The sequence below is a fragment of the Candidatus Edwardsbacteria bacterium genome (genome assembly GCA_031082425.1).
In the GTDB taxonomy this organism is placed as follows: domain Bacteria; phylum Edwardsbacteria; class AC1; order AC1; family EtOH8; genus UBA2226.
Map to the genome: position 1 here is coordinate 101,711 of JAVHLB010000003.1, position 22,572 is coordinate 124,282.

16 protein-coding genes are annotated in these 22,572 nt (G+C 57.8%); all 16 read left to right on the forward strand.

The features are described from left to right. Positions 1-55 precede the first annotated feature (55 nt). Entirely contained in the window at positions 56-1,321 is a 1,266-nt protein-coding gene (locus RDU76_03845) for a GWxTD domain-containing protein (protein MDQ7798063.1), read from the forward strand. 2 nt (positions 1,322-1,323) lie between these two features. Continuing rightward, a complete protein-coding gene (locus tag RDU76_03850; GenBank protein ID MDQ7798064.1) occupies positions 1,324-2,688 on the forward strand; it encodes a GWxTD domain-containing protein in 1,365 nt (454 codons plus the stop codon). A 104-nt stretch (positions 2,689-2,792) separates the two neighbouring features. Then, the gene (gene hutH, locus RDU76_03855; protein ID MDQ7798065.1) at positions 2,793-4,325 is read left to right on the forward strand and encodes a histidine ammonia-lyase; all 1,533 of its coding nucleotides are present in this window, start codon (positions 2,793-2,795) and stop codon (positions 4,323-4,325) included. 86 nt (positions 4,326-4,411) lie between these two features. Beyond that, the gene (locus RDU76_03860) at positions 4,412-5,935 is read left to right on the forward strand and encodes an aromatic amino acid ammonia-lyase (protein MDQ7798066.1); all 1,524 of its coding nucleotides are present in this window, start codon (positions 4,412-4,414) and stop codon (positions 5,933-5,935) included. 90 nt (positions 5,936-6,025) lie between these two features. After that, positions 6,026-7,303 carry a M48 family metallopeptidase gene (locus RDU76_03865; protein ID MDQ7798067.1) on the forward strand — a complete coding sequence of 426 codons (1,278 nt, stop codon included), beginning with the start codon at positions 6,026-6,028 and terminating at the stop codon, positions 7,301-7,303. Positions 7,304-7,345: 42 nt separating this feature from the next. Further along, positions 7,346-8,995, forward strand: a complete 1,650-nt coding sequence (hutU, locus tag RDU76_03870; GenBank protein ID MDQ7798068.1) for a urocanate hydratase — start codon at positions 7,346-7,348, stop codon at positions 8,993-8,995. Positions 8,996-9,097: 102 nt separating this feature from the next. Continuing rightward, positions 9,098-10,327: a carboxypeptidase-like regulatory domain-containing protein gene (locus tag RDU76_03875; GenBank protein ID MDQ7798069.1), complete on the forward strand. Its 1,230-nt coding sequence runs from the start codon at positions 9,098-9,100 to the stop codon at positions 10,325-10,327. 125 nt (positions 10,328-10,452) lie between these two features. Continuing rightward, on the forward strand, positions 10,453-11,691 hold the full coding sequence (gene hutI, locus RDU76_03880; protein MDQ7798070.1) for an imidazolonepropionase: 1,239 nt from the start codon (positions 10,453-10,455) through the stop codon (positions 11,689-11,691). Between the two features lie 43 nt (positions 11,692-11,734). After that, on the forward strand, positions 11,735-12,118 hold the full coding sequence (locus tag RDU76_03885; protein MDQ7798071.1) for a four helix bundle protein: 384 nt from the start codon (positions 11,735-11,737) through the stop codon (positions 12,116-12,118). Positions 12,119-12,153: 35 nt separating this feature from the next. Further along, complete coding sequence (ftcD, locus tag RDU76_03890) at positions 12,154-13,827, forward strand: glutamate formimidoyltransferase (protein MDQ7798072.1); 1,674 nt, start codon at positions 12,154-12,156, stop codon at positions 13,825-13,827. Between the two features lie 66 nt (positions 13,828-13,893). Further along, positions 13,894-15,456, forward strand: a complete 1,563-nt coding sequence (locus RDU76_03895) for a tetratricopeptide repeat protein (protein MDQ7798073.1) — start codon at positions 13,894-13,896, stop codon at positions 15,454-15,456. An 18-nt stretch (positions 15,457-15,474) separates the two neighbouring features. Then, positions 15,475-16,350, forward strand: a complete 876-nt coding sequence (locus RDU76_03900) for an AAA family ATPase (protein MDQ7798074.1) — start codon at positions 15,475-15,477, stop codon at positions 16,348-16,350. A gap of 40 nt (positions 16,351-16,390) precedes the next feature. Continuing rightward, positions 16,391-18,580: a tetratricopeptide repeat protein gene (locus RDU76_03905; GenBank protein ID MDQ7798075.1), complete on the forward strand. Its 2,190-nt coding sequence runs from the start codon at positions 16,391-16,393 to the stop codon at positions 18,578-18,580. Between the two features lie 11 nt (positions 18,581-18,591). Beyond that, positions 18,592-20,925, forward strand: a complete 2,334-nt coding sequence (locus RDU76_03910) for a DNA internalization-related competence protein ComEC/Rec2 (GenBank protein ID MDQ7798076.1) — start codon at positions 18,592-18,594, stop codon at positions 20,923-20,925. 10 nt (positions 20,926-20,935) lie between these two features. Continuing rightward, positions 20,936-21,712: a deoxyribose-phosphate aldolase gene (gene deoC / locus RDU76_03915; GenBank protein ID MDQ7798077.1), complete on the forward strand. Its 777-nt coding sequence runs from the start codon at positions 20,936-20,938 to the stop codon at positions 21,710-21,712. Positions 21,713-21,873: 161 nt separating this feature from the next. Further along, positions 21,874-22,521 carry an endonuclease III domain-containing protein gene (locus RDU76_03920; GenBank protein ID MDQ7798078.1) on the forward strand — a complete coding sequence of 216 codons (648 nt, stop codon included), beginning with the start codon at positions 21,874-21,876 and terminating at the stop codon, positions 22,519-22,521. Positions 22,522-22,572: the final 51 nt, after the last annotated feature.

Sequence of the window (22,572 nt, forward strand, 5' to 3'; positions counted from 1 at the left end):
AAATTATTCTCCGGCGGCACTTGATAATACGATCAAAATCAATTAAACTGAAACGATGAGAATAAAACCCAAGTATATCATGGTCCTCCTTGGTTCTCTGTTCATTGCCGTTCCATCTGCCGGGGCCATGGGCCGCCGGCCGGAGATGATGACCGAGTACACCGAGGCCAGCCAGGGATCCCTGAGATTCTACCTGCAGAGGGTCCTGTTCCGGGACAGCCTGGGGCGGAGCAACATTGAATTCTCCTATTCGCTGGCCATGGACCAGCTGCAGTTCATAGCCGAGGGGGAAAATTACCAAGCGGGCTATGCCATCTCCGTGATCATCTATGACCAGGACGGCCAGCAAACAGCCGGCGATAGCTGGGAGAGGACGGTTAAGATCCCAAATTATCACCAGCTGCAGAGAGGCGACAGCATTTTGGCCGACACCCTGATCCTGCCGCTGCCCCCCGGCGGGTACCGGGCCAAGATAACCTGCCGGGATGAAAATTCGGACCGGATGGGCCAATTCGACCAGCAGTTGACGGTCCCGTTCCTTTCCAGCGGTAATTATATCGGCGGGGTGAAGTTTGAGCGCGACTACCACGGCAGCCTGATCCCCTGGCCCAATCGGATATACGGCGATGGCGCCGGGCCGATAATATTCCGGGTGGATCTATATCACCAAGGGTCCGACAGCCTGGACTTGAAAGCCAGCCTCAGCGATCCCCGGACCCAGAAGACGGTCTGGCAGAAGACCCAGGGGATCACCGATCGGCCTGGCCGCGAGGCCCGAACGATCATCCCGGTCGACAGCTTTCCGGACGGCAACTACCGGCTGGGCCTGGTTATTAGCGACCATAAAAAAAACCTGCTATGGCAGAGCCAGTATCAGGTGATGGTACAGAACCCGGCCTTGCTTACCAGGGGCGATTTCGAGGAAAAGATCGCCCAGGTGGAATATATTTCCAGGCGAAGCGAATTCGACAGTCTGAGGAAGGCCGGACCCGAACAGCGGGACAGCCTGTGGAAAACCTTTTGGAAGTCCCGCGATCCCACTCCGGACACCGACAAGAACGAATACCGCGATGCCTATTATGAGAAGATCAACTACGCCAACAGCAACTTCGGCTCCAGCATCAGGCCCGGCTGGAGAACCGACATGGGGCGGATATACATTAAATACGGACAGCCCGACGAGACCGAGAAGCATCCCTTTGAAATCGATTCCCCGCCCTATGAGACATGGTATTATTACCAGGAGGGGCTGAAGATAATTTTCCTGGACCGCCACGGGTTCGGGGATTACCGGATAGTTTACGCTAACAAGGAGATCTAGAAATGAGGCAGATCAAAATTGCCGCCTGGGCCGCTGGTGTTCTGATTCTCTTTTCCGGCCTGGCCGGGGCCTTTCCCCTAAAATCCAAAGGAACGCTGGAATTCTGGGTGGATGGGGCGTCCTTTGCCAGCGACAGCGGCCAGACCTGGCAGGAGATCTACTGGAGCATAAGGGCCGGCGACTTTACGGCCAGGGACACCCTGGGGCGGAAAATGGCACTCTTCCGGACGGAGATACTGCTTAAAGACCAGAAAGGCACCCTGGTGCTGAGAGAAGGCTGGAATTCATTGTCCCCCATGCCCACCGAGCAGATGCTGAAGCAGAAGGATATGGTGATGCTGGACCAGGTCGAGGCCCGGAGGCTGAAACCAGGCAGTTATAATTTGCTTATGACCATCACCGACCTGGCCGGGGGAAAACAGGGCCTGGTGGACACTATTTTCGATGTGCCGGGATACGGGGATCTGGGCCTCAGCCATATAGAGCTGTCCTCCGGCATCGCAGTTGACTCCAGTCCGGGCCGGTTTAAAAAAGGGTCACTGACGGTAAAACCCTGGCCCAGCAGGGTCTTTGACGATGAATTGTATTATTATTATGAGATCTACAACCTGGCGGCAGCTGTCGACACTCTGAACAAAAGGTATCTTAGGGTTTTATATTTTTCGGAAAAGGACCCTGCCCAGAAGATCATCAGCCACAAGGAGATTGCAGCGATCCCCGGCCCGCTGTCCGACTATGGAGGCCTGAGGATCGACGATCTGCCGGAGGGACGGTATCGTTTACGGGCTCAGCTGATCGAGGGTTCCAGGATCCTAGCCAGCAGCTACGTCAATTTTGAGATCACCCACCCCGGGATGGTTATGCTGGCTGAAAAGGAGAAGATCGCCGGGGAGATCGCCCAGATGGAGCGGGACGGCGGGGGTTATTCCGCCCGGATAGAACATATCGGGGTCAAGCAACAGATCGATCTGCTGAGCAAGCTTGATGAGAACGGCAAAAAAGAATTGTTGAGAAGATTCTGGAAACAACGCGACCCGGTTCCGGAAACAAAAGAAAATGAGGCGCTGATCGCCCATGCCCAACGCTGCAGATATGCCGATCAGAATTTTACCGAAAACTTTGCCGGCGGCCTTAAAGGCAGCCAGACCGAAAGAGGACGGATCTATATCAAATACGGCCCCTGGGACGACCGGGAGATCACCACCAACGCCCTCCAGAACCGGCCTCATGACATCTGGAGCTATGATAACGGGAGGAAGTTCATCTTCTTTGATAAGGCGGGAATTGGCAAATTCGAGCTGATTTATTCCAAAACTTCCGAGGAGAAGACCGACCCCGAGTATCGGCAATATATCAGTGATTTTTGAGTTGTCTTTTTAAAAAGGGCCTCCCGGGGAGAGGCTCTTTTTTATTTGACTTCTTGATGACTTTGGGCTAAAATAATTAATTAACCTATATCAGTAAAATGCTTATGAAACAAAGACTTGTCCTTGCCGGCAATAGCCTGAAGCCGGAAATACTGGAGAAGATTGCCTTGGAGCCGGCGGTCATTTCATTGTCTCCGCAGGCGCTGGCCCGTATCAATTCCGGACGCAGGGTGGTGGAGAAGATCATCAAGGAGAACCGGACGGTATACGGCATCACCACCGGGTTCGGCAAGTTCGCCGAGGTCAGGATCTCATTGGAAGAGATAGACAAGCTCCAGGAGAACCTTATCAGGAGCCACGCCACCGGGGTAGGGCGGCTGTTCCAGCCTTATCAGGTTCGGGCCGTCATGCTGCTGCAGGCCAACCAGCTGGCCAAGGGGGCTTCCGGCGTACGGCCGGTGGTGGTCCAGCAGCTATTGGGGCTTTTGAACAACGACATCATCCCGCTGGTCCCGCAGCAGGGTTCGGTGGGGGCCTCGGGGGACCTTTCCCCCATGGCCCATATCGGGCTGGTGCTGATCGGCCGGGGGCGGGCCTTTTATATGGGCCGGATAGTCAGCGGCGCCGAGGCCCTGAAAAAGGCCGGAATGAGACCGCTGGTGCTCAAAGCCAAGGAGGGCCTGGCCATCACCAACGGCACCGAGGTGATGACCGCGGTGGGCATACTGAACCTGCTGGAGGCCGTAAAACTCTGCAAAATATCCGATATCGCCGGGGCCATGTCTTTGGAGGCCCTGCGGGGCACCGACAAGGCCTTTGACCCCCGGATCCATGCCTTGCGGCCGCACCGCGGGCAGCAGGAATCTGCCGAGAACCTCAGGAGGCTTCTGGCCGGCAGTCAGATAAGAAAGTCCCATAAGGATTGTCAAAAGGTGCAGGATCCCTACTCCCTGCGCTGCATGCCCCAGGTGCACGGGGCCACCAAGACCGCTTTGATGCATGTCCGCCAGGTGCTGGAAACGGAGATCAACTCGGTCACCGACAATCCACTGGTATTTGTGAAAGAGCACGAAGTGCTCTCGGGCGGGAATTTCCACGGGCAGCCGGTGGCCCTGGCCATGGATTACCTGGGCATCGCTGCGGCCGAACTGGCCGACATCTCCGAGCGCCGTCTGGCCAGGCTTTTGGACGCTTCGCTGTCCGGCCTGCCGGGCTTTTTGACCCAGCAGGGCGGCTTGAATTCCGGGCTGATGATAATCCAGAACACCGCCGCCTCTCTGGTCTCCGAGAACAAGGTCCTGGCCCATCCCTCCTCGGTGGACTCCATCCCCACCTCGGCCAACCAGGAGGACCATGTCTCCATGGGCACCATCGGAGCCCGCAAGGCCGGGCAGATCTGCGACAACGTGCGCTATGTGCTGGCCTGCGAACTGCTGGCCGCCGCCCAGGGCCTGGAGTTCCTCAAACCGCTGAAACCGGGTAAGGGGGTGGGGGCGGCCTATGCGGCCGTTCGTTCAGCAGTGAAAGCGTTCAAGCATGACCGGGAGTTTCACCTGGACATTGAAGCGATCAATGACATGATCCTGGACCGGTCGTTATTGGAAGCGGTGGAGAAGAGCATAGGAAAACTCAAATAACCCAACTCAACCCCCTGCCACTTCTATTGCAAGAGAAGGGGAGAGAGGGGATGAGTTTAAAGAATAGATTGCAGGAGAACAATAAAATGTCCATCATACTCAACGGTTCCGGTTTGACCATCGAAAAAATGGTCAGGATCGCCCGGCACAACGAAAAGGTGGAGCTGGCCCCCGAGGCCCTGGAACGGATCAAGAAATGCCGGGCCATGCTGGAGAAGAAGATCGAAGCCCATGAGATCATGTACGGAGTCAACACCGGGATCGGAGAATTCTCCGAAGTAGTTTTAAACGACGACCAGGTCAGGGATTTCCAAAAGTACCTGATATACAATCACGCCGCCGGGATCGGCGATCCGGCTCCCATCGAATATGTTCGCGGCGCCATGGCCGGGCGGATCAACGTCCACGCCCACGGCAACTCCGGCATCCGCCCCGAGATCACTCTGACCTTGGTGGAGATGCTGAACAAGGGGGTCACGCCTTATGTCTGCCAGAAGGGTTCGGTCGGTGCCTGCGGCGACCTGGCGCCCATGTCCCAGATAGCCCTGCTTCTTTTGGGAGAGGGCCAGGCCTATTACCAGGGACAGCTGTTGCCGGGCAAAGAGGCCATGGACCAGGCCGGCATCAAGATCCCCGGCCTGCAGGCCCGGGACGGGCTGGGCACCATCAACGGCTCCAACGTGCTGACCGCCATGAGCGCCATCTTCCTGTATGACGCCAACCGCTGGCTTAAGCAGGCCGAGATCGCGGCCGCCATGTCGCTGGAGGCCCTGAAAGCCAACATGAAGCCGTACATCGCAAAACTGCACGAGGCCCGGGGCTTCAAGGGTGCGGTGCGCAGCGCGGCGGCCATCCGCAAGATGGTGGCCGACGGCGACCTCAACGAGGGCCGGGTCAAGTGCAAGGTCCAGGACGCCTATTCCATGCGCTCCACCCCCCAGGTGATCGGGGCGGCCCACGATGCCTTGGCCTACGCCCGGTCCCAGGTGGAGATCGAACTGAACGGGGTGGGGGACAATCCCATCTTCTTCCCGGAGGAGAACCTCCAACTGTCCGGGGCCAATTTCCAGGGTTCGCCGGTGGGGGTGCCGATGGACATGGCCGGATACTGCATCACCATGGTCAGCGCCCTGTCCGAGCGCCGGATGAACCGGCTCAACAACCCGGCCCTCAGCGTGGGACTGCCGGCATTTTTGACCAAAAGCGGAGGAATGTTCTCCGGACTGATGCTTTCCCAGTACACCGCCGACACCCTGATAGTGGAGCAGAAGATCCTTTCCACCCCGGCCTCGATCCAGTCCATCCCGGCGGCGGCCGACCAGGAGGATTTCGTCTCCATGGGCATGAACACCGCCATCAAGAATTTCCAGATACTGGACAACGCCTATGGCATATTGGGCATCGAAATGATGGCCGCCGCCCAGGCCCTGGATCTGCGCGACTACAAGTTCGGAACCGGCACCGCCAAGGCCAAAGAGATCGTCCGCAAACAGGTGGATTTCCTGGAGATCGACCGGCCGCTATACAAGGACCACACCGCCATGAAGGAGCTGGTCAGGTCGGGAGAAGTGCTGGAGGAAGTGGAGAAGGCCGTGGGGAGCCTGGAATAACCCCACCCTTTCCCTCCCTCCCCTCGAAGGGAGGGAAAGGGAGAGGTTATGAAATTAATGCAACAAAACTTGACGGCAATTATCTGAAATATGATTTTAATAATCGGCATCCTGGTCTTCGGCTACCTGGTCTCCAGCCTGCTGTCCGGGTTGAACCTGGCGCACCTCAACGCCAGCATCCAGAGGGGCCTGCCACCGGAGGTCTCGGATCTGTTTGATGCCACAAAGGTGGCTCAGATCGCCGAGTATACCGGGGCCAAGACCAGGCTGGGATACGGGAGCGAGTTCGTGTCAACCGCGGTGGTGATAATTCTGTTTGCCGCCGGGATAGTACCGCAGATAACGCTATGGGCCGATGCGCTGGCAGTCGCCCCGCTGCTGCAGGGCCTGGCGGTAATGCTTATTTTGATGCTGATCGGCTACCTTACAGGCCTGCCAGCCTCGCTCTATTCCGATTTTAAGTTGGAAAAGAAATACGGGTTTTCCACCATCACCATCAAGACCTGGCTGGGGGATCAGGTAAAGAGTTTGCTGGTCTCGGGCGTTTTGATGGGCCTGCTGTTCTCCGGTTTCTACCTTTTCATCAACTGGCTGGGAAACTGGTGGTGGCTGGCGGCCTGGGGACTGGTGGTGGCATTCACTTTCCTCATGATATTCCTGTCGCCGGTGGTTTTGATGCCGCTGTTCAACAAGTTCGTGCCGCTGGAGGACGAGGAGCTTAAGAACAATATACTCGACATGGCAAAGAAAGCCGATTTCCCCCTGGCCGGGGTCTTCCAGATGGACGCCTCCAAGCGCAGCACCCATGACAACGCCTTTTTCACCGGAATGGGGAATACCCGGCGGATAGTGTTTTATGATACCATGGTAAAAAGCTACAGCCACCAGGAACTCTTGTCGGTGATGGGCCACGAGATCGGGCACTGGAAAGAGAAGCACGTTTTCAAGCTGATATTAACCGTATCGGTTTTCTCCGGCATCTTGCTGTTCTTGGCATCGCGGATACTGGTTCATCCCTGGATATACAACGCCATCGGCCTGGGGGATCTTTTCGAAAGGATAGGCTTCAACGGGGCCCTGGTCGGGGTGGCATTGTATGTGGCGGCCATATTGTTCGAGCCGCTGAATCTTCTGCTATCGCCGATCATGAACTGGCTGTCCCGCAGATATGAGTACCAATCCGATGCCTATTCACTGAAACTGAACCCCTCAGCGGCGGATATGAAGGGGGCATTGATAAAATTAAGCCAGAAGAACCTGAGCAATCTGTTCCCGCACCCGTTATATGTGATCTTCCACTATTCCCACCCGCCGCTGCTGGCCAGGCTGAAGGCCATAGACGAAATAACACGTAAGGGCAATTCATGAATTGCCCCGACAATAAAGTAACATAGATCGAGGACCAGATAAATGCCCAAGATGATCCATTCCCCCCACGGCACCAGGATCTCCTGCCAGGGCTGGCAGCAGGAAGCTGCCATGCGGATGCTGATGAACAACCTGGACCCGGCGGTGGCCGAGAGGCCGGAGGACCTGATAGTCTACGGCGGCAACGGCCGGGCGGCCCGCAACTGGGACTGCTACCAGGCCATCATCAAGTCCCTCAAGAAACTTAAGGAGGACGAGACACTGCTGGTGCAGTCCGGCAAGCCGGTGGGCATCCTGCAGACCCATCCCCATTGCCCCCGGGTGCTGATCGCCAACTCCAACCTGGTGCCCCATTGGGCCAACTGGGATTATTTCCGCAAGCTGGAGGCGCTGGGCCTGATCATGTACGGCCAGATGACCGCCGGCAGCTGGATATACATCGGAACCCAAGGCATTCTCCAAGGCACTTACGAGACCTTCGGGGCCCTGGCTCAAAAACATTTCGGCGGCACTCTAAAGGGAAAGTGGGTGCTGACCGGCGGCATGGGCGGGATGTCCGGGGCCCAGCCCTTGTCCGTTACCATGAATGAGGGCGTGATCCTGGACGTGGAGGTGGACCCGTCCCGAATCCAGAAGCGCTTGGACAGCGGTTACTGCGATGTGATGGTGGATGATCTGGACAAGGCCCTAAAGCTGGTCTTCGAATATGTAAAAAAGGGGGAGCCCCTTTCCATCGGTCTGGTGGGCAATTGCGCCGAGGTGCATCCGGAACTGGTGCGGCGGGGCGTGATCCCCGACGTGGTCACCGACCAGACCTCGGCCCACGACGAGCTGAACGGCTACGTGCCGCACCGGATGACCCTGGCCCAGGCCAACGAATTAAGAAAGAACGATCCCGAAGCTTATAAGCGGAAATCCTACGAGGCCATGGCCATCCACATGCAGGCCATGCTGGACATGCAGAAGCAGGGAGCCATCGCCTTCGACTACGGCAACAATATCCGGGGCCAGGCGGTGAAGCACGGGGTCAAGAACGCCTTCGACGTGCCGGGATTCGTGCCGGAGTACATCCGCGACCTGTTCTGCGAGGGCAAGGGGCCGTTCCGCTGGGCGGCGCTGTCCGGAGACCCCAGGGATATCGCGGTGACCGACGAAGCGGTGTTGAAGCTTTTCCCCAAGAATGCCCATCTGGCCCGCTGGATCAAGATGGCCCAGAAGAAAGTGCATTTCCAGGGCCTGCCGGCCAGAATATGCTGGCTGGGATATGGTGAACGCGACAAGGCCGGCCTGCTGTTCAACGACCTGGTGAAAAAGGGAAAGATCAAGGCTCCCATCGTCATCGGCCGGGACCACCTGGACTGCGGCTCGGTGGCCTCGCCCAACCGCGAGACCGAGGCCATGAAGGACGGCAGTGACGCCATCGCCGACTGGCCGCTGCTGAACGCCATGGTCAACGTGGCTTCCGGGGCCTCCTGGGTCTCCATCCACCACGGCGGGGGAGTGGGGATAGGGTATTCCATCCACGCCGGCCAGGTGACGGTGGCCGACGGGACCAAGGAGATGGCCAAGCGGATAGAGCGGGTGCTGACCAACGACCCGGGAATGGGCATTCTGCGCCACGTGGACGCGGGATATGGCATTGCCAAGCAGGTGGCGAAAAAGAAAAAGGTCAAGATACCGATGATGAAATGAATTTTCCAGTTATAATGCACCCCATCATCCAACATATCGGCCAACTGCTATGCTATTCAATTTTATTAGTATCAACCAAACTTTAGCCAAAGGAGATCGTCAATGAAAAAGTTCTCCCTCATCGCCATCGCGTTTATGATAGCCCTCCAATTGGGCTGCGGCAAAGACCCAACCGGGATAAGCACCGGAACCATCAAAGGCAAGATTTCCGATGCGGCCACCAACGGAGCGATTGCGGGCGTTGTGATCTCTACCTCTCCGGCCAGCAGTTCGGTGACAACCGGTGACGACGGTTATTACCAGATCGATGAAATCAAGGCCGGGGCATATACGGTGCTGGCTGCCAAATCCGGATATACCAGCGCTACGGCCAATGTCACGGTCGATGCCGGAAAAATAACCAACGCAAACTTAGCCCTGGTCGTGGTGACAGCGGTTCCATCGGTTCCAGTGCTGGTCACCCCGCACGATACCGTTTCATCGGTCGTGCTGTGCCCGACTTTCAATTGGAATCCCAGCAGCGGCGCCGCCAGTTATTGCATACAGATAGCAAAGGACAGCAGCTTCACGATATTGGCCGCCGGTCAGGCCGGTTTATATATCAATTGTTTCGCGTCCCCATCATTGGCCGAATCCACCACCTATTACTGGAGGGTCAATGCCAGCAATTCCATAGGGACTTCGGCCTGGTCTGCGGTGTGGAGATTTGCCACCGGTTCATCGGCCACCGGCAATACAAAGCCAAACCAACCGACAACTCCGATCGGTCCCGCTACCGGTTTCCGGAATCAATCATACGAATTCGATTTCACCTGCTCAGATCCTGACGGCGATCCGCTTTATTTCCGGGCTGATTGGAGCGATGGTACTCCGATGATTTGGACCAATGATTATTATGGGTGGAGCACTTATGCATTGCCCCACACCTTTAAGGCCTTGGGCACATTTCCCATTCGTGTTCAAGCCATGGACATATATGGCGATACCAGTCTTTGGTCAGCACAAACCTCAATTACGATAATCAACGCAAACCCAAGCTTCTCAAATTATTATGTTTATCCCAGTGACGGCTCCACTTGTTATTACTCACCGATAAATTTCGATTGGGATTGCACTGATCCCGATATACCCTATGATACCCTGTCATACGACATGTACTTAGATACATTGAATCCTCCGGTAAAACTCCAGGTATCCAACCTTTCTTCATCACAGTATACCTTAAGTACAATAACCAATGCCAAAACGTATTATTGGAAGATTGTGGCAAAGGATCGTTTTGGGGGCGTTACCAACAGTTCTATATGGAGTTTTTATAAAACCGCCAAATAAAACCAATGCACCTCATCATTCAACATATCGGCCAACTGCTGACGCTTTCTCCCTCTCCAAATTCATTTGGAGAGGTACGGGGTGAGGGCAAACCCAACCCCCGTCCCCTTCCCTCGAGGGAAGGGGTGAAGGGGTTAGGTCGGGTGGGCTCCGCCATGTCCGACCTCGGCATCATCGAGGACGGCCTGGTGGCCATCGAGAACGACAAGATCGTGGCGGTGGGCAAGACCTCCGACCTCAAACCCAAGCTCAAACTTCTGCCTCACACCAAGGTCATCGACGCCGAAAATCAAGTGGTCATGCCCGGCTTTGTGGACTGCCACACCCACCTGGTCTACGGCGGCTCCCGGGAGGACGAGTTTGAGATGCGGGCCTCCGGCGTCTCTTACCAGGAGATCGCGGCCAAAGGCGGGGGAATACGCTCCACGGTCAAAGCCACCAGGCTGGCTTCCCGCGAGGTCTTAAAACGCGATGCCATGAGACGCCTGGATCGGATGCTGCTTTGGGGAACAACCACGGTCGAGGCTAAAAGCGGCTATGGGTTGGAGACCAAGACAGAGATCAAACAACTGGAGGTTGTGAAAGATCTAAATGAATTACAGGTTATAGAGGTCGTTCCAACGTTCATGGGTGCGCATGAGTTTCCGGAAGAATACAGAAGTCAGCCCCTCGACTCAGCTCGGGGACCAGGGACAGTGGACCGGGCGGGATACGTCAGGCTGATCTGCGAGGAGATGATACCCAAGATCGCCGAGATGAAACTGGCCGAGTTCTGCGACGTGTTCTGCGACCAGGGGGTGTTCACCCCGGAAGAAGCCATAAAGATACTGGAGGCCGCCAGCAATTACGGAATGTATCCCAAGATCCACGCCGACGAGCTGGCCTCTGTCGGCGCGGCCGAGGCGGCCGGCAAGGTCAAGGCTGTCAGCGCCGAGCATCTGCTTTACCCCTCGCAGACCGGATTGGAACTGATGAAACAGGCCGGAACCATCGCCGTGCTGCTGCCGGGCACCAGTCTGACCATCAAGAAGAACTACGCCCCGGCCAGGAAAATGATAGAGATGGGCATTCCGGTGGCATTGGCAACGGACCACAACCCGGGCTCCTGTACCATCGAGAACCTGCCGTTCATCATCGGGCTGGCCTGCCTGTACCTGGGGCTGACCCCGGCCGAGGCCATCTGCGCGGCAACCTACAACGCGGCCTGCGCCCTCAAGCGCGGGGACCGGATCGGCTCAATCGAGGAAGGCAAGCAGGCCGACCTGCTGATCATGGATATTCCCAATTACCGGTATATTCCGTACCATTACGGGGTGAATTACGTCAAGACGGTGGTCAAGAGGGGACGGATCGTTGTGGGGTAATAAATGGACATTTATGGACATTGGGTGACATTGGGTTATTGTGATGAGCAAGATACAAGATTTTACTGATTTGATAATTTACCAATTGGCCGTTGACCTGGCTGACTGGATTTATGAGCTTACTGCCAAATTTCCGGAAGATGAGAAATATAATCTTACATCGCAACTCAGAAGAGCGGCGACATCCGTTTACAGTAACATTGCCGAGGGTTTCGGAAGATATCATTACAAAGAGAACAAACAGTTTTGCCGGATAGCCAGAGGTTCCTTATACGAGACAAAAGCCCATATGCTTTTCAGCAATAAGCGCGGATATGTATCCCAGCAAATACTTGATGAATACCTGAAGAGACATACAGCTCTGGCCATAAAACTGAACAATTACATCAATGCCACAGGCACAAAAGACAGGCCTAATGTCGATTAATTACAATTAATGTCAATATATATGCAGGAGGCTACATGACCAAGCTGGTAGAATGCGTCCCTAATTTTTCCGAGGGCCGCGACCGTAAGATCATCGATGCCATTTCCGATGCCGTCCGTTCGGTGTCCGACGTCAAGCTTTTGGACGTCGACCCCGGAGCCGACACCAACCGCACGGTTTACACCCTGGTGGGCACACCGGAAGGGGTCAAGGAGGCCGCCTTTCAGGCGGCCAAGAAGGCCCACGAGCTGATAGACATGTCCACTCACAGCGGGGCCCATCCCCGAATGGGGGCCATGGACGTCTGCCCCTTCGTGCCGGTCTCCGGAGTGACCATGGAAGAATGCGTCCAGATCGCCAAAGACCTGGGCAAGCGGCTGGGGGAGGAACTGGATATCCCGGTCTACCTCTACGAGTTCGCCGCCGCTTCGCCCGAGCGCCAGAGCCTGGCCGATATCCGCACCGGGGAATACGAAGCGCTGGAGGAGAAACTGAAGGACCCCAAATGGAAGCCCGATTTCGGGCCGGCCAAGTTCAAACACAAATGGGGGGCCAGCGTGGTGGGAGCCCGGGAATTTTTGATCGCCTACAACGTCAACGTCAACACCAAGGACAAAAAGCTGGCCAACGAGATCGCCCTGAACATCCGCGAGGGCGGCCGGGCTAAGAAGGACGCCTCCGGCAAGCTGGTCAAGGACGAGAAGGGAAACACGGTCAAGGTCCCCGGCCGCCTCAAGGCGGTGCGGGCCATCGGCTGGTATATCGAGCAGTACCGGCAGGCCCAGGTGTCCATAAATCTCATCAACTACAACACCACCCCGCTGCATGTGGTGTTCGAGACCGCCCGGGAAGAGGCCGAAAAGCTGGGGCTGATAGTCACCGGCTCGGAGCTGGTGGGACTGGTGCCGTTGAAGCCGATGCTGGAGGCGGGAAAGTTCTACCTGAAAAAGCAGGGCAAGTCGGCCGGGGCGCCGGAGAAGGAACTGGTGGAGACCGCCGTCCGCTCCCTGGGTTTGGACCAGCTGTCGGAATTCGACCCGGCCAAGAAGATCGTGGAATACAACTTCCTTAAGCCCGCCCCGCTGATGTCCCTGACCGCCAGGGATTTTGTGGACGAGGTGTCGTCCGAATCCCCGGCCCCGGGCGGCGGATCGGTGGCGGCTTTGGCCGGCAGCCTGTGCGCGGCCCTATCGGCCATGGTGGCCAACCTGACCGTGGGCAAGCCGGGATATGAAAAGGTCTGGAAAGAGTTGTCCGACCTGGCCGAGCAGGGGCAGGAGATAAAGGACCAGCTGGCCAAGGCGGTGGACGAGGACACCAATGCCTTCAATGAACTGATGGAGGCCATGCGCCTGCCAAAAACCACCCCGGAACAGAAGGCCGCCCGCGAGGCCGCAATGGAGGAAGGCTACAAGAAGGCGGCAGCGGTGCCACTCCAGACAGCCAAAACCTGCCTGGAGGCCATGAAGGTATCCCTGGCCGCCGCCCGGAAGGGCAACGCCAATTCCGCCTCCGATGCCGGGGTGGCAGCCCTGATGGCCCGGGCCGGAGTGGAGGGGGCGGTGCTGAACGTGCTGATAAACCTGGGATCGATAAAGGACCAGGCTTTCAAGGACCGCCATGTAAAAGAATGCCAGGGCCTGAAGCAGGAATCGGCCGATCTGTGCGACATTGTCCAGCTGGCGGTGATGAAAAACATAAAAATATAATTGTAATTTTGGCCCCAGTCCTTTATAATCATATACTAGCGGCAAGGATTTTGGAAAATATGAGTTATGGCTGAAATAAACCGATTGAAAGAACAGGCCCGCACTTTTTACCAGAAGGGCGAGTGGGAGAAGGCCAGAAGGGCGGCGGAGCAGATCGTCTCCATCGAGCCGGAGGATCCCGAATTCACTCTGACCCTGGCCAATATTTACCGGGAGGTGGGAGAGGATCGCAAGGGCCTGGACACCTACGAGAAAGCCCTCAGGCTTTCGGAGAAATCCGGGGACTTCAGCCGGGTGATCGCCGCCTCCAAGAGGATTTTGTCTATTGACAAGGATAGGATAGAGTTATATAATAAGATAGCTGAAGGATACCTTAAACTGGGGTTGAAAAGCGGGGCCGTCCGGGAGTGGATCCGCTTTGCCGACCAGCTGAAGATCCGCTCGGATTTTACTGCTATGGCGGCGGTATACCAGCGGATAACGGACATTATTCCGGAGAACCCCCCCCTAGCTGACAGTTATCAGAAGATCAGGCAGCTGGCGGATCAGGCCGTCTCCGACAATTCGGAGAATGCCCCGGAGCCGGCCGATATCGTACCCTACCGCCGTTTGGTGGACGTGGCCCTGAAGATGGGCCAGGCCAGGAAGATCATCGAAACCCAGCAGAGCTATGCCCGGGTGCTGCTGAGGAGGGGTTTTGTCCGAAAGGCCAAGGCGGTCTATCAGAAGATCCTGGAACGCGACCCCGGCAATGAGGAGGCCCTGGCCAAGGTGCTTTCATCGTCCGGGGACGGCGCCCTGGATGATAAAAAGCTGCAATCCCAGCTGCTGGAAGCCTGCAAAAACTATCAGGAACTGATCTGGGACAAGATCGACGAAGCCTATGAGCCTTATTACGACCTGGGCACTCTTTTCCGGCAGGAGGGCTTGAAGGACGAGTCCATAGTTGAATTTCAGAATTCCATCAAGGGCGGGGACCGGCAGTTAAAGGGCTTTGAGATGCTGGCGGTATCCTTCCTGGAACAGGGCGATTACGGTCTGGCCAAGGAGGTGCTCAGCCAGGGTCTGGCCATCCGGAAGTTTCTGGACAATGAATATGTGGGCCTGCATTACAACCTGGGGGTGGCCCATGAACAGCTGGGGGAGTTTCAGAAGGCTTTATACGAGTATGAGCAGGTCTATGTCATTGACATCACCTATAAGGACGTCGCCAAGCGCCTGAGGGATCTGGAGAACAAGGTCAAGGCCCCGCAGCAGACCAGGATCATCATTCCGGAGCCGCCGGAGTCCGGCGGACCGGCTTCCGGCATCGAACCGGGATCGTTGGATCCTGCGGCCGAAGAGGCCCCGGACCAGACGGCGGCCGTTGAGGAGAGGCCCCCAATGACCCCGATGGAAGATCTGCCCTCTTCAGGGGATGAGGAATTTTATCCCTTGGGGGCGGCGGCCGATCTCCCGGAGAATGCCATTGATGACAGATATGCCCCGCCGGATGAGGATGGCGACGTTTCTTATCAGCCGGCAAATTTACTGGTGGAGGAAACAGATTCGGAGCCGGAAGCCGAACCGTCCCCGCAGGCAGCGCCGATAGTCCTCGGCCCCAAAGACAAAGGACTTTCCTTCCTGTAATATTTTTTAGGAGAATCGATGGACTACGAAAGATTTTTCAAGCTTAATGACGATCCTTTTTCCAATATCCCCGACAGCCGTTTCTATTACGACAGCCCCCAGCACAGCCGGGCCATAATGCACCTGGCCCACGTGGCCGAGAGGATGAGGGGGCTGGGGGTGCTGACCGGAGAGGTGGGCACCGGAAAGACCATGCTGGCCCGGCGCCTGCTGGAGATCCTCCGGGAGGACGGACGGTTCGAAACGGCGTTGCTGGTGCTGACCCACGGGGATTTCAGTCCGCTATGGTTCCTGCGCAGGGTAGGCGCCCTGTTGGACGTCAAGGACGTTTCGGACGATAAGACCCAAGTGTCATCAGCCCTGGCCCGGCGTTTGATGGAGATCCATGCCGAGGGCCGCAAGGCGGTGATCCTGATCGACGAGGCCAATCTCCTGCGGGGGCAGGCCATGCTGGAGGAGATCCGCGGCCTTTTGAACCTGGAGCTGTCCGATGCCCGGCTGATAACTTTTATTTTGTTCGGCATGACCGAGGTCAACCAGAACCTGCTGGTTGATGTTTCGCTTAACCAGAGGGTGTCGGTGAAATATCACCTGGGCCCGCTGGATGAGGATGCGGTAAAGGAATACGTCCAGCACCGTTTGGTGGTGGCCGGCCGGGAGGAGGAGCTTTTTACCGACACTGCCTACCAGCTGATCGCCCGGTATGCCCAGGGCCGTCCCCGGCTGATAAACGCCATCTGCGACAACGCCCTGATGGAGGGCTGCCTCCAGGAGAAGGACCTGCTGGACGCCTCGGTGATCCAGATCGTGGCCAACAATCTGGGGTTGGACGACGGCGCGGAACAGGCTGCCGGGGTGGCGGCCGGGGCCGAGGCCAACGATTACGGTTTCTGATATAACAGCGGACTAAATTCACAATACAATAAATGGTACGATGGCAAAAGTTGATCAAATAAGAGCCAAGGCGGCCGAGTATTTTCAAAAGGGCGATTTCGCCAAAGCGGTGAGCGAGTACAAGAAAGTGCTGGACCTGGAGCCCGGCAACGCCAGCACCTATAACTTCATCGGCGACGCCTATGTGAAGCTGTCCAATGTCGGAGAGGCGGTCTCCAGTTACCTGGAGGCGGTCAGGGGCTACAGCAACGACGCCCTTTATAACAATGCCATTGCGGTCTGCAAGAAGATACTCCGGGTCAACAAGGACGACCCCGAGGTCTACAAGACCCTGGGCGACCTGTATATCCAGCAGGGGCTGGTCAACGAGGCCATCACCAACCTTCTGGAGTACGCCGAGCGGAAGATCAAACAGGGCAAAGCCGATGAGGCCTTCCCGATCTATCACCAGATCGTAGAGATCAACCCCCAGAATCTGGCGGTACGCTCCAAATTGGCCGAGATGTACCTGACCCAGAAAAAGATCCCCGAAGCCATAGAAGAATTCTCCCAGCTGGCCAAGTCCTACCGGGATCAAGGCCGGACGATCGAGGCCGAGTCCCTGGAGGCCAAGGTCAGGGGGATGAAAGGGGAGGCCCCACCGGCCCAGGCAGCGCCGGAGGCCGAGGTCAGGCCCGATTCCATCATCGAGGAGCTTTCCCAGCAGCGGCCCGAAACCCCGGCCCAGAAACAAGCCCCTCCGGAACTGGTGATCGATAAAGAACCGGAGCCGCCCCAGGAAGAGGAGGCCAAACAGGACTGGGCCACCAACATCGAGCTGGGCGACCTGCTGGTGGAGATCGGTTCCACCCAGGAGGCCCTGGACCAATACCACACCGCGGCCAACGGCTACATGAACGACGGCAACGTGGGGAAATCGGTGGAGGTATATAAGAAGATAGCCAACCTGCAGCCCCTGGAGCTGCGCAGCCGCCAGAAGCTGGTGGAGATCGCCCTGCAAAACAACCAGCAGGATGATCTGATAGAAGCCTACCTGGGCCTGGCCGAATGCCTGCACCGCAGGGAACTGCGGGAACAGGCTGCGGCGGTCTACCAGAAGGTTCTGGAGATGGACCCGGTCAACGAGAGCGCCCTGGAGAGCCTGTCCCTATTGCTGCCGGAGATGCCCGAGGGGGCCTTTGAGATGCCGGGCATGGAGATCCATCAAGAGCCGGAGTCTGCCCCGGAGGCGGTTCCCGATATATCGTTCAGCCAGCCGGAAGCTCCCCAGTTCGAGGAGCAAGCCCCGGAGCCTGCTGCCTGGCAGCCGGAACCGGCCCCGGCTGAGGCCCCGCCGGCTTGGGAGGCGCCTCAGCCCGAGCCGGAAAATGCCCAGCCGGAAAGCTTCATGCATCACGGCGAGCCCCAGCCGGAGGAGCCGCAGTTCCACGGCCAGCCGTCCGAACCGCCGGCCAGCGATGACGTCCATTGGGGTCGGGAGATCGTGGAGGGGGGCCGCCAGTCCCGGGTCAAGTTCAGCGTGGCCGATGATGAGCCGGCCGCCGCCCCGGGGGCCCAGGAGGAATTCCTGTCCCTCCAGGACATTCTGGCCGAGTTCAAGGAAGGGGTCTACCAGAGCATAAACCAGGAGGATTTTCAGGGCCATTACGACCTGGGCATAGCCTATAAAGAAATGGGCCTGGTGGAGGAGGCCATTGCCGAATTCCAGATCGCCTCCAAGGGCGAGAAGGAGCGATTGAAGGCCTTCGAGATGCTGGGCGTCTGCTTCCTGGACCGGGGGGAGCCCAAGTTCGCCGTCAAACAGCTGGAGCGCGGCCTCTCCACCCCTGGCTACAGCGATGAGGACTACATCGGACTGCGTTATAACCTGGCCCAGGCCTATGAACTTACCGGGGAGATCCCCAGCGCCATCAAGACCCTGGAGGATATCTACACCACCGATGTCAACTTCAGGGATGTGGGACAGAGGCTGCAATCCCTGAGGGCCTCCCTGGCGCCCGCCGCCCCTCCGGCCGCCCCGGTCCCCCAACCGCCGGCTGCCAGGCCGATGCCCCAGGCTCCGCAGATCCAGCGCCCGGCTGCGCCTCCGCCCCGACCGGCCATGCAGCCGGCCGCCCCGGCCCCCCAGTACCAGCCGGCGCCGGAGCCCGAAACTGAATCAGCCCCCAAACCCAAGCCCATCCCATCCAAGCTGAAGAAACCGGAAAAACAGAGGATATCCTACGTTTAATATGGTCTGAGATGGACAGATATCCGGCCCTGAAAATTTTCATAGTCTTGTTATTAGGGGTGCTGGCCGCTTCGGCCTTCCGCATCCCTTTTATTTTTTCAGGGCCGATGGCTGCGGCAGCGCTGCTGCTGGCCTGGGCCGGGCACAGATTCGGGATCAAAACGGTTGCCCCGGGCCTATCTCTGGCCCTGCTGGCGGCAGGGCTGGCCAGTTATCAAACAAGGCACTCCGCCGTTACCCCCCACTGGGCCCACGGCAGCCAACAGACCCTGCTGACAAAAATTATCTCCGAACCCCGCCGGACTGACAGGGGATGGAGGTTCGTATCCCGGACGATCGCCCGGCGCAGCGGAGGATCGTGGCAGCCGGCCGATAGGAAAATAATGACCTATATCGACTCCCAAGGGGAAAGCCGCCCGGAATACGGGGACCTATTGACGGCCGAGGGGATCTGGCGGATAGCGGCCGAAAGACGCAATCCCGGGGGGTTCGATTACCGCCGGTATCTGGAACGCCAGGAGGTGTCCGGGATATTAACCGCCAGCCGCCACAGGATCATATCGCATTCCCGGGGCAATATTGTGGTATCCGGCCTGATCATCCCCCTGCGCCGGTATGTCCGGGGGACCATCGAGCGCTATCTGGGCGGCGACCCGGGATCCCTGCTGGCCGGGCTGCTGCTGGGGGAGAGATACAACCTCTCCCGGCCGGTCCGGGAGGCCTTCTCCGACACCGGGACCGCCCATGTGCTGGCGGTGTCCGGGCTTCATGCGGCGCTGATGGCCTTCATTATTTTCATCATCCTGCGCCTGTTGCAGCTGCCCAAACGGGCGGCCAGCCTGGGGACGGTGTTCGGGCTGGCGCTGTATGCCTTGCTGGCCGGGGCCAGCCCATCCATCGTCCGTTCCTCCATCATGGTGGGGGCGGTGCTGCTGGGCGGGCTGTTCGAGCGCCGGGGGAACGGCCTGAACATGCTGGGGCTGGCCGGCCTGCTGATCCTGGCCTTCTGGCCGGATGCGGCCCTGGACATCGGCTTCCAGCTTTCCTTTGCCGCCACCGCCGGGATATTGATATTGACCAGCCCCATCGAATCACTCCTTTTCAGGGCCTCCGGATCGGCGCTGATAAGAAAATGGGTATTGACCCCGCTGGCGGTGTCCCTGGCCGCCCAGCTCTTCACCGCACCGCTGCTGGCCTGGTATTTCCACCGCATCCCGCTGATCTCGCTGGTTGCCAATCTGGTGGTGGTGCCGCTGACCGGGCTGATCCTGGCCCTGGCCTTGGCGATGGTGCTTTTAAATCTTCTGGGGGGCTGGGTCGCCTGGCCCATGGCCGCCAGCGCCTATCTGTTCTCCAAGATCATGCTGGAATCGGTGGAGTTCTTCAGCCGGCTGAAATTGGGGACCATCAACTGGCCGACCGTAAGCTGGCCCCAGCTGGCATTGTATGCCGGGATCTGCCTGCTGCCGTTCCTGTGGCGCCGGGCCGGGAAGCCCCGTCTGGCGGCCATCTCGGTGGTCATGGCGGCGGCCGCAGTGATGGTCTGGCAGCAGGCCCTGGCCCGGCCGGCCGGCCTGAGGGTCACCTTTCTGGATGTGGGCCAGGGTGACTGCGCCCTGGTGGAGATGCCCAACGGGAAAAGATACCTGGTAGACTGCGGGCTTTCGGCTCCCAACCGCGACAGCGGGAGGGATGTGATACTGCCTTTCCTTAGGGCTCAAGGGATCACCCGGCTGGATCAGGTGGTGATCAGCCACAGCGACGCCGACCACTGCGGGGGCCTGTCCTACCTGCTGGATCATGTGGATATCAAAAACCTTGTCATCAGCGATCATCCCAGCAGCCAGCCCATGTTCAACCGCGCCCTGGAACAGGCCCGGAGGGGAAAGGTCCCGCTGCAGACCGTCTCCGGCTACGACACCCTGTGCGGGATCTGGCCGGCCCGGGGCTTCCTCTATTCCCGGGAGGACAGCATCCATAACGGCAACGAGTCCTCGCTGATATTGTATCTGCAGTACGGCCGGACCAATATCCTGTTCCCCGGGGATATGGGTCCGGAGTTGGAGGATATCCTGCTACAGAAGGGCCTGCTGGGAAGATGCCGGGTGCTCAAGGTCCCCCACCACGGGGCCCGGCCCAATAATCCAGAGGAACTGGCGGGGATCATTAGCCCCGAGCTGGCCGTGATATCGGTGGGAGAGAACAACCGTTTCGGGCATCCGGCCCGGGAGGCGGTGGAAAATTATACTGCCATCGGCTCGACCATATACCGGACCGACCTATGCGGCGCCGTAATGATGGAGAGCGACGGGGAGAGCATAACCTGCAAAAGCATGATAGAGTAAGGAGAACAGCATGAAGGACCTGATCGAAAAGATGGCCCAGAAGCTTAACAACTCCGGGGTTCCGACCGATTGCCAGAGGCCTCTCTCCGGCGCCGGGAGATCGGTAAAGGACGAGATCGCCGGGGCGCAAAAAGTGCGGCAGCCAAAAGAGCTGGCGGCCTACATCGACCATACCCTGCTCAAACCGGAGGCCGATCAGAATGCCGTCAAAGAGCTGTGCCGGCAGGCGGTGGAGCACGGGTTCTGCTCGGTGTGCATCAATCCATACTGGCTGCCGCTGGCCAAAGAAAATCTCCAGGGCAGCGCCGTCAAATTATGCACGGTGTGCGGTTTCCCGCTGGGAGCGGACGATCCGTCCCTGAAGTCTGATGAAGCCCGAAAGGCGGTTGAGCAGGGGGCCGACGAGGTGGACATGGTGATCAACATCGGAGCCTTGCGCTCCGGCCTTTACCGTGAGGTCTTCGACGACATTTCCGGAGTGGTCAGGGCGGCCGGAGGAAAAACCGTGAAGGTGATCATCGAGACCTGCCTGCTAAACGATGAGCAGAAGATAGGGGCCTGCCTGCTGGCCAAAGCCGCCGGAGCCCATTTTGTGAAGACCTCCACCGGGTTCTCCGGCGGCGGATCCACGGTCGCTGATATTTCCTTGATGAGGCAAACGGTGGGGCCGGAGCTGGGGGTCAAGGCCTCCGGCGGGGTGAAGACGGGCGAGGACGCGCTGGCCATGATAAAGGCCGGGGCCAACCGCATCGGGACCTCAGCAGGGATCAAGATAATAGGGAAGTGATATAACCCATCTAGTTAAAAGGCGGCAGCCCCGCCTTTTTTTTATTTTCAAATCAAAGCATATGTGCTATCATCTTAAATTTACAAGACTTACCGATCATTCAACAAAAAACATATAAACATTGACACTTATTCGTAACTTGTGCTAAAATAACAAATTACATGATATACGGGAAAAAGCTGTTAAAAATATATAAAATTCTTTTAAAAGAATACGGGCCGCAGTATTGGTGGCCGGCCGACAGCCCGTTCGAGGTGATGATCGGCGCGGTGCTGACCCAGAACACCAATTGGAGAAACGTTTCCCGGGCCATAGAAAATCTGAAGGAAAAAAATCTGATCGATCCACAGAGGATCGCTTCCGTAGATAAGGGAAAATTGATAACGGCCATCAGGCCATCCGGGTTCTACAACCAGAAGGCCGCGTATCTAAAGGGTCTCAGTCGGTATGTCCTCGAAAGATTTTCCGGCGATCTGCGAAAAATGCCCCGGGCCGGGACCGGCGTTCTGCGGGATGAATTGCTGGCCGTCAAGGGCCTGGGTCCGGAGACGGTTGATTCAATCCTGCTCTATGCCCTGAACCAACCGGTCTTCGTGATAGACGCCTACACCCGGCGGATCTTCGGCCGCCACGGGGTCCAGATAAACGATCCCGATTATTCCGGCTGGCAAAAGTTCTTCGAATCGCATCTGCCGAAGGATCAAAGGTTATTCAATGAGTATCATGCCCTGATCGTCCGGCTGGCCAAGGAGAGATGCCGCCAGAGGCCCGATTGCCAGGGCTGCCCGCTGGAGGGTGTGACTTTATAAACTCAACCCCCTAAATTCCCCTTCTCTTATAAAGGGAAGGGGTGAGGGGAT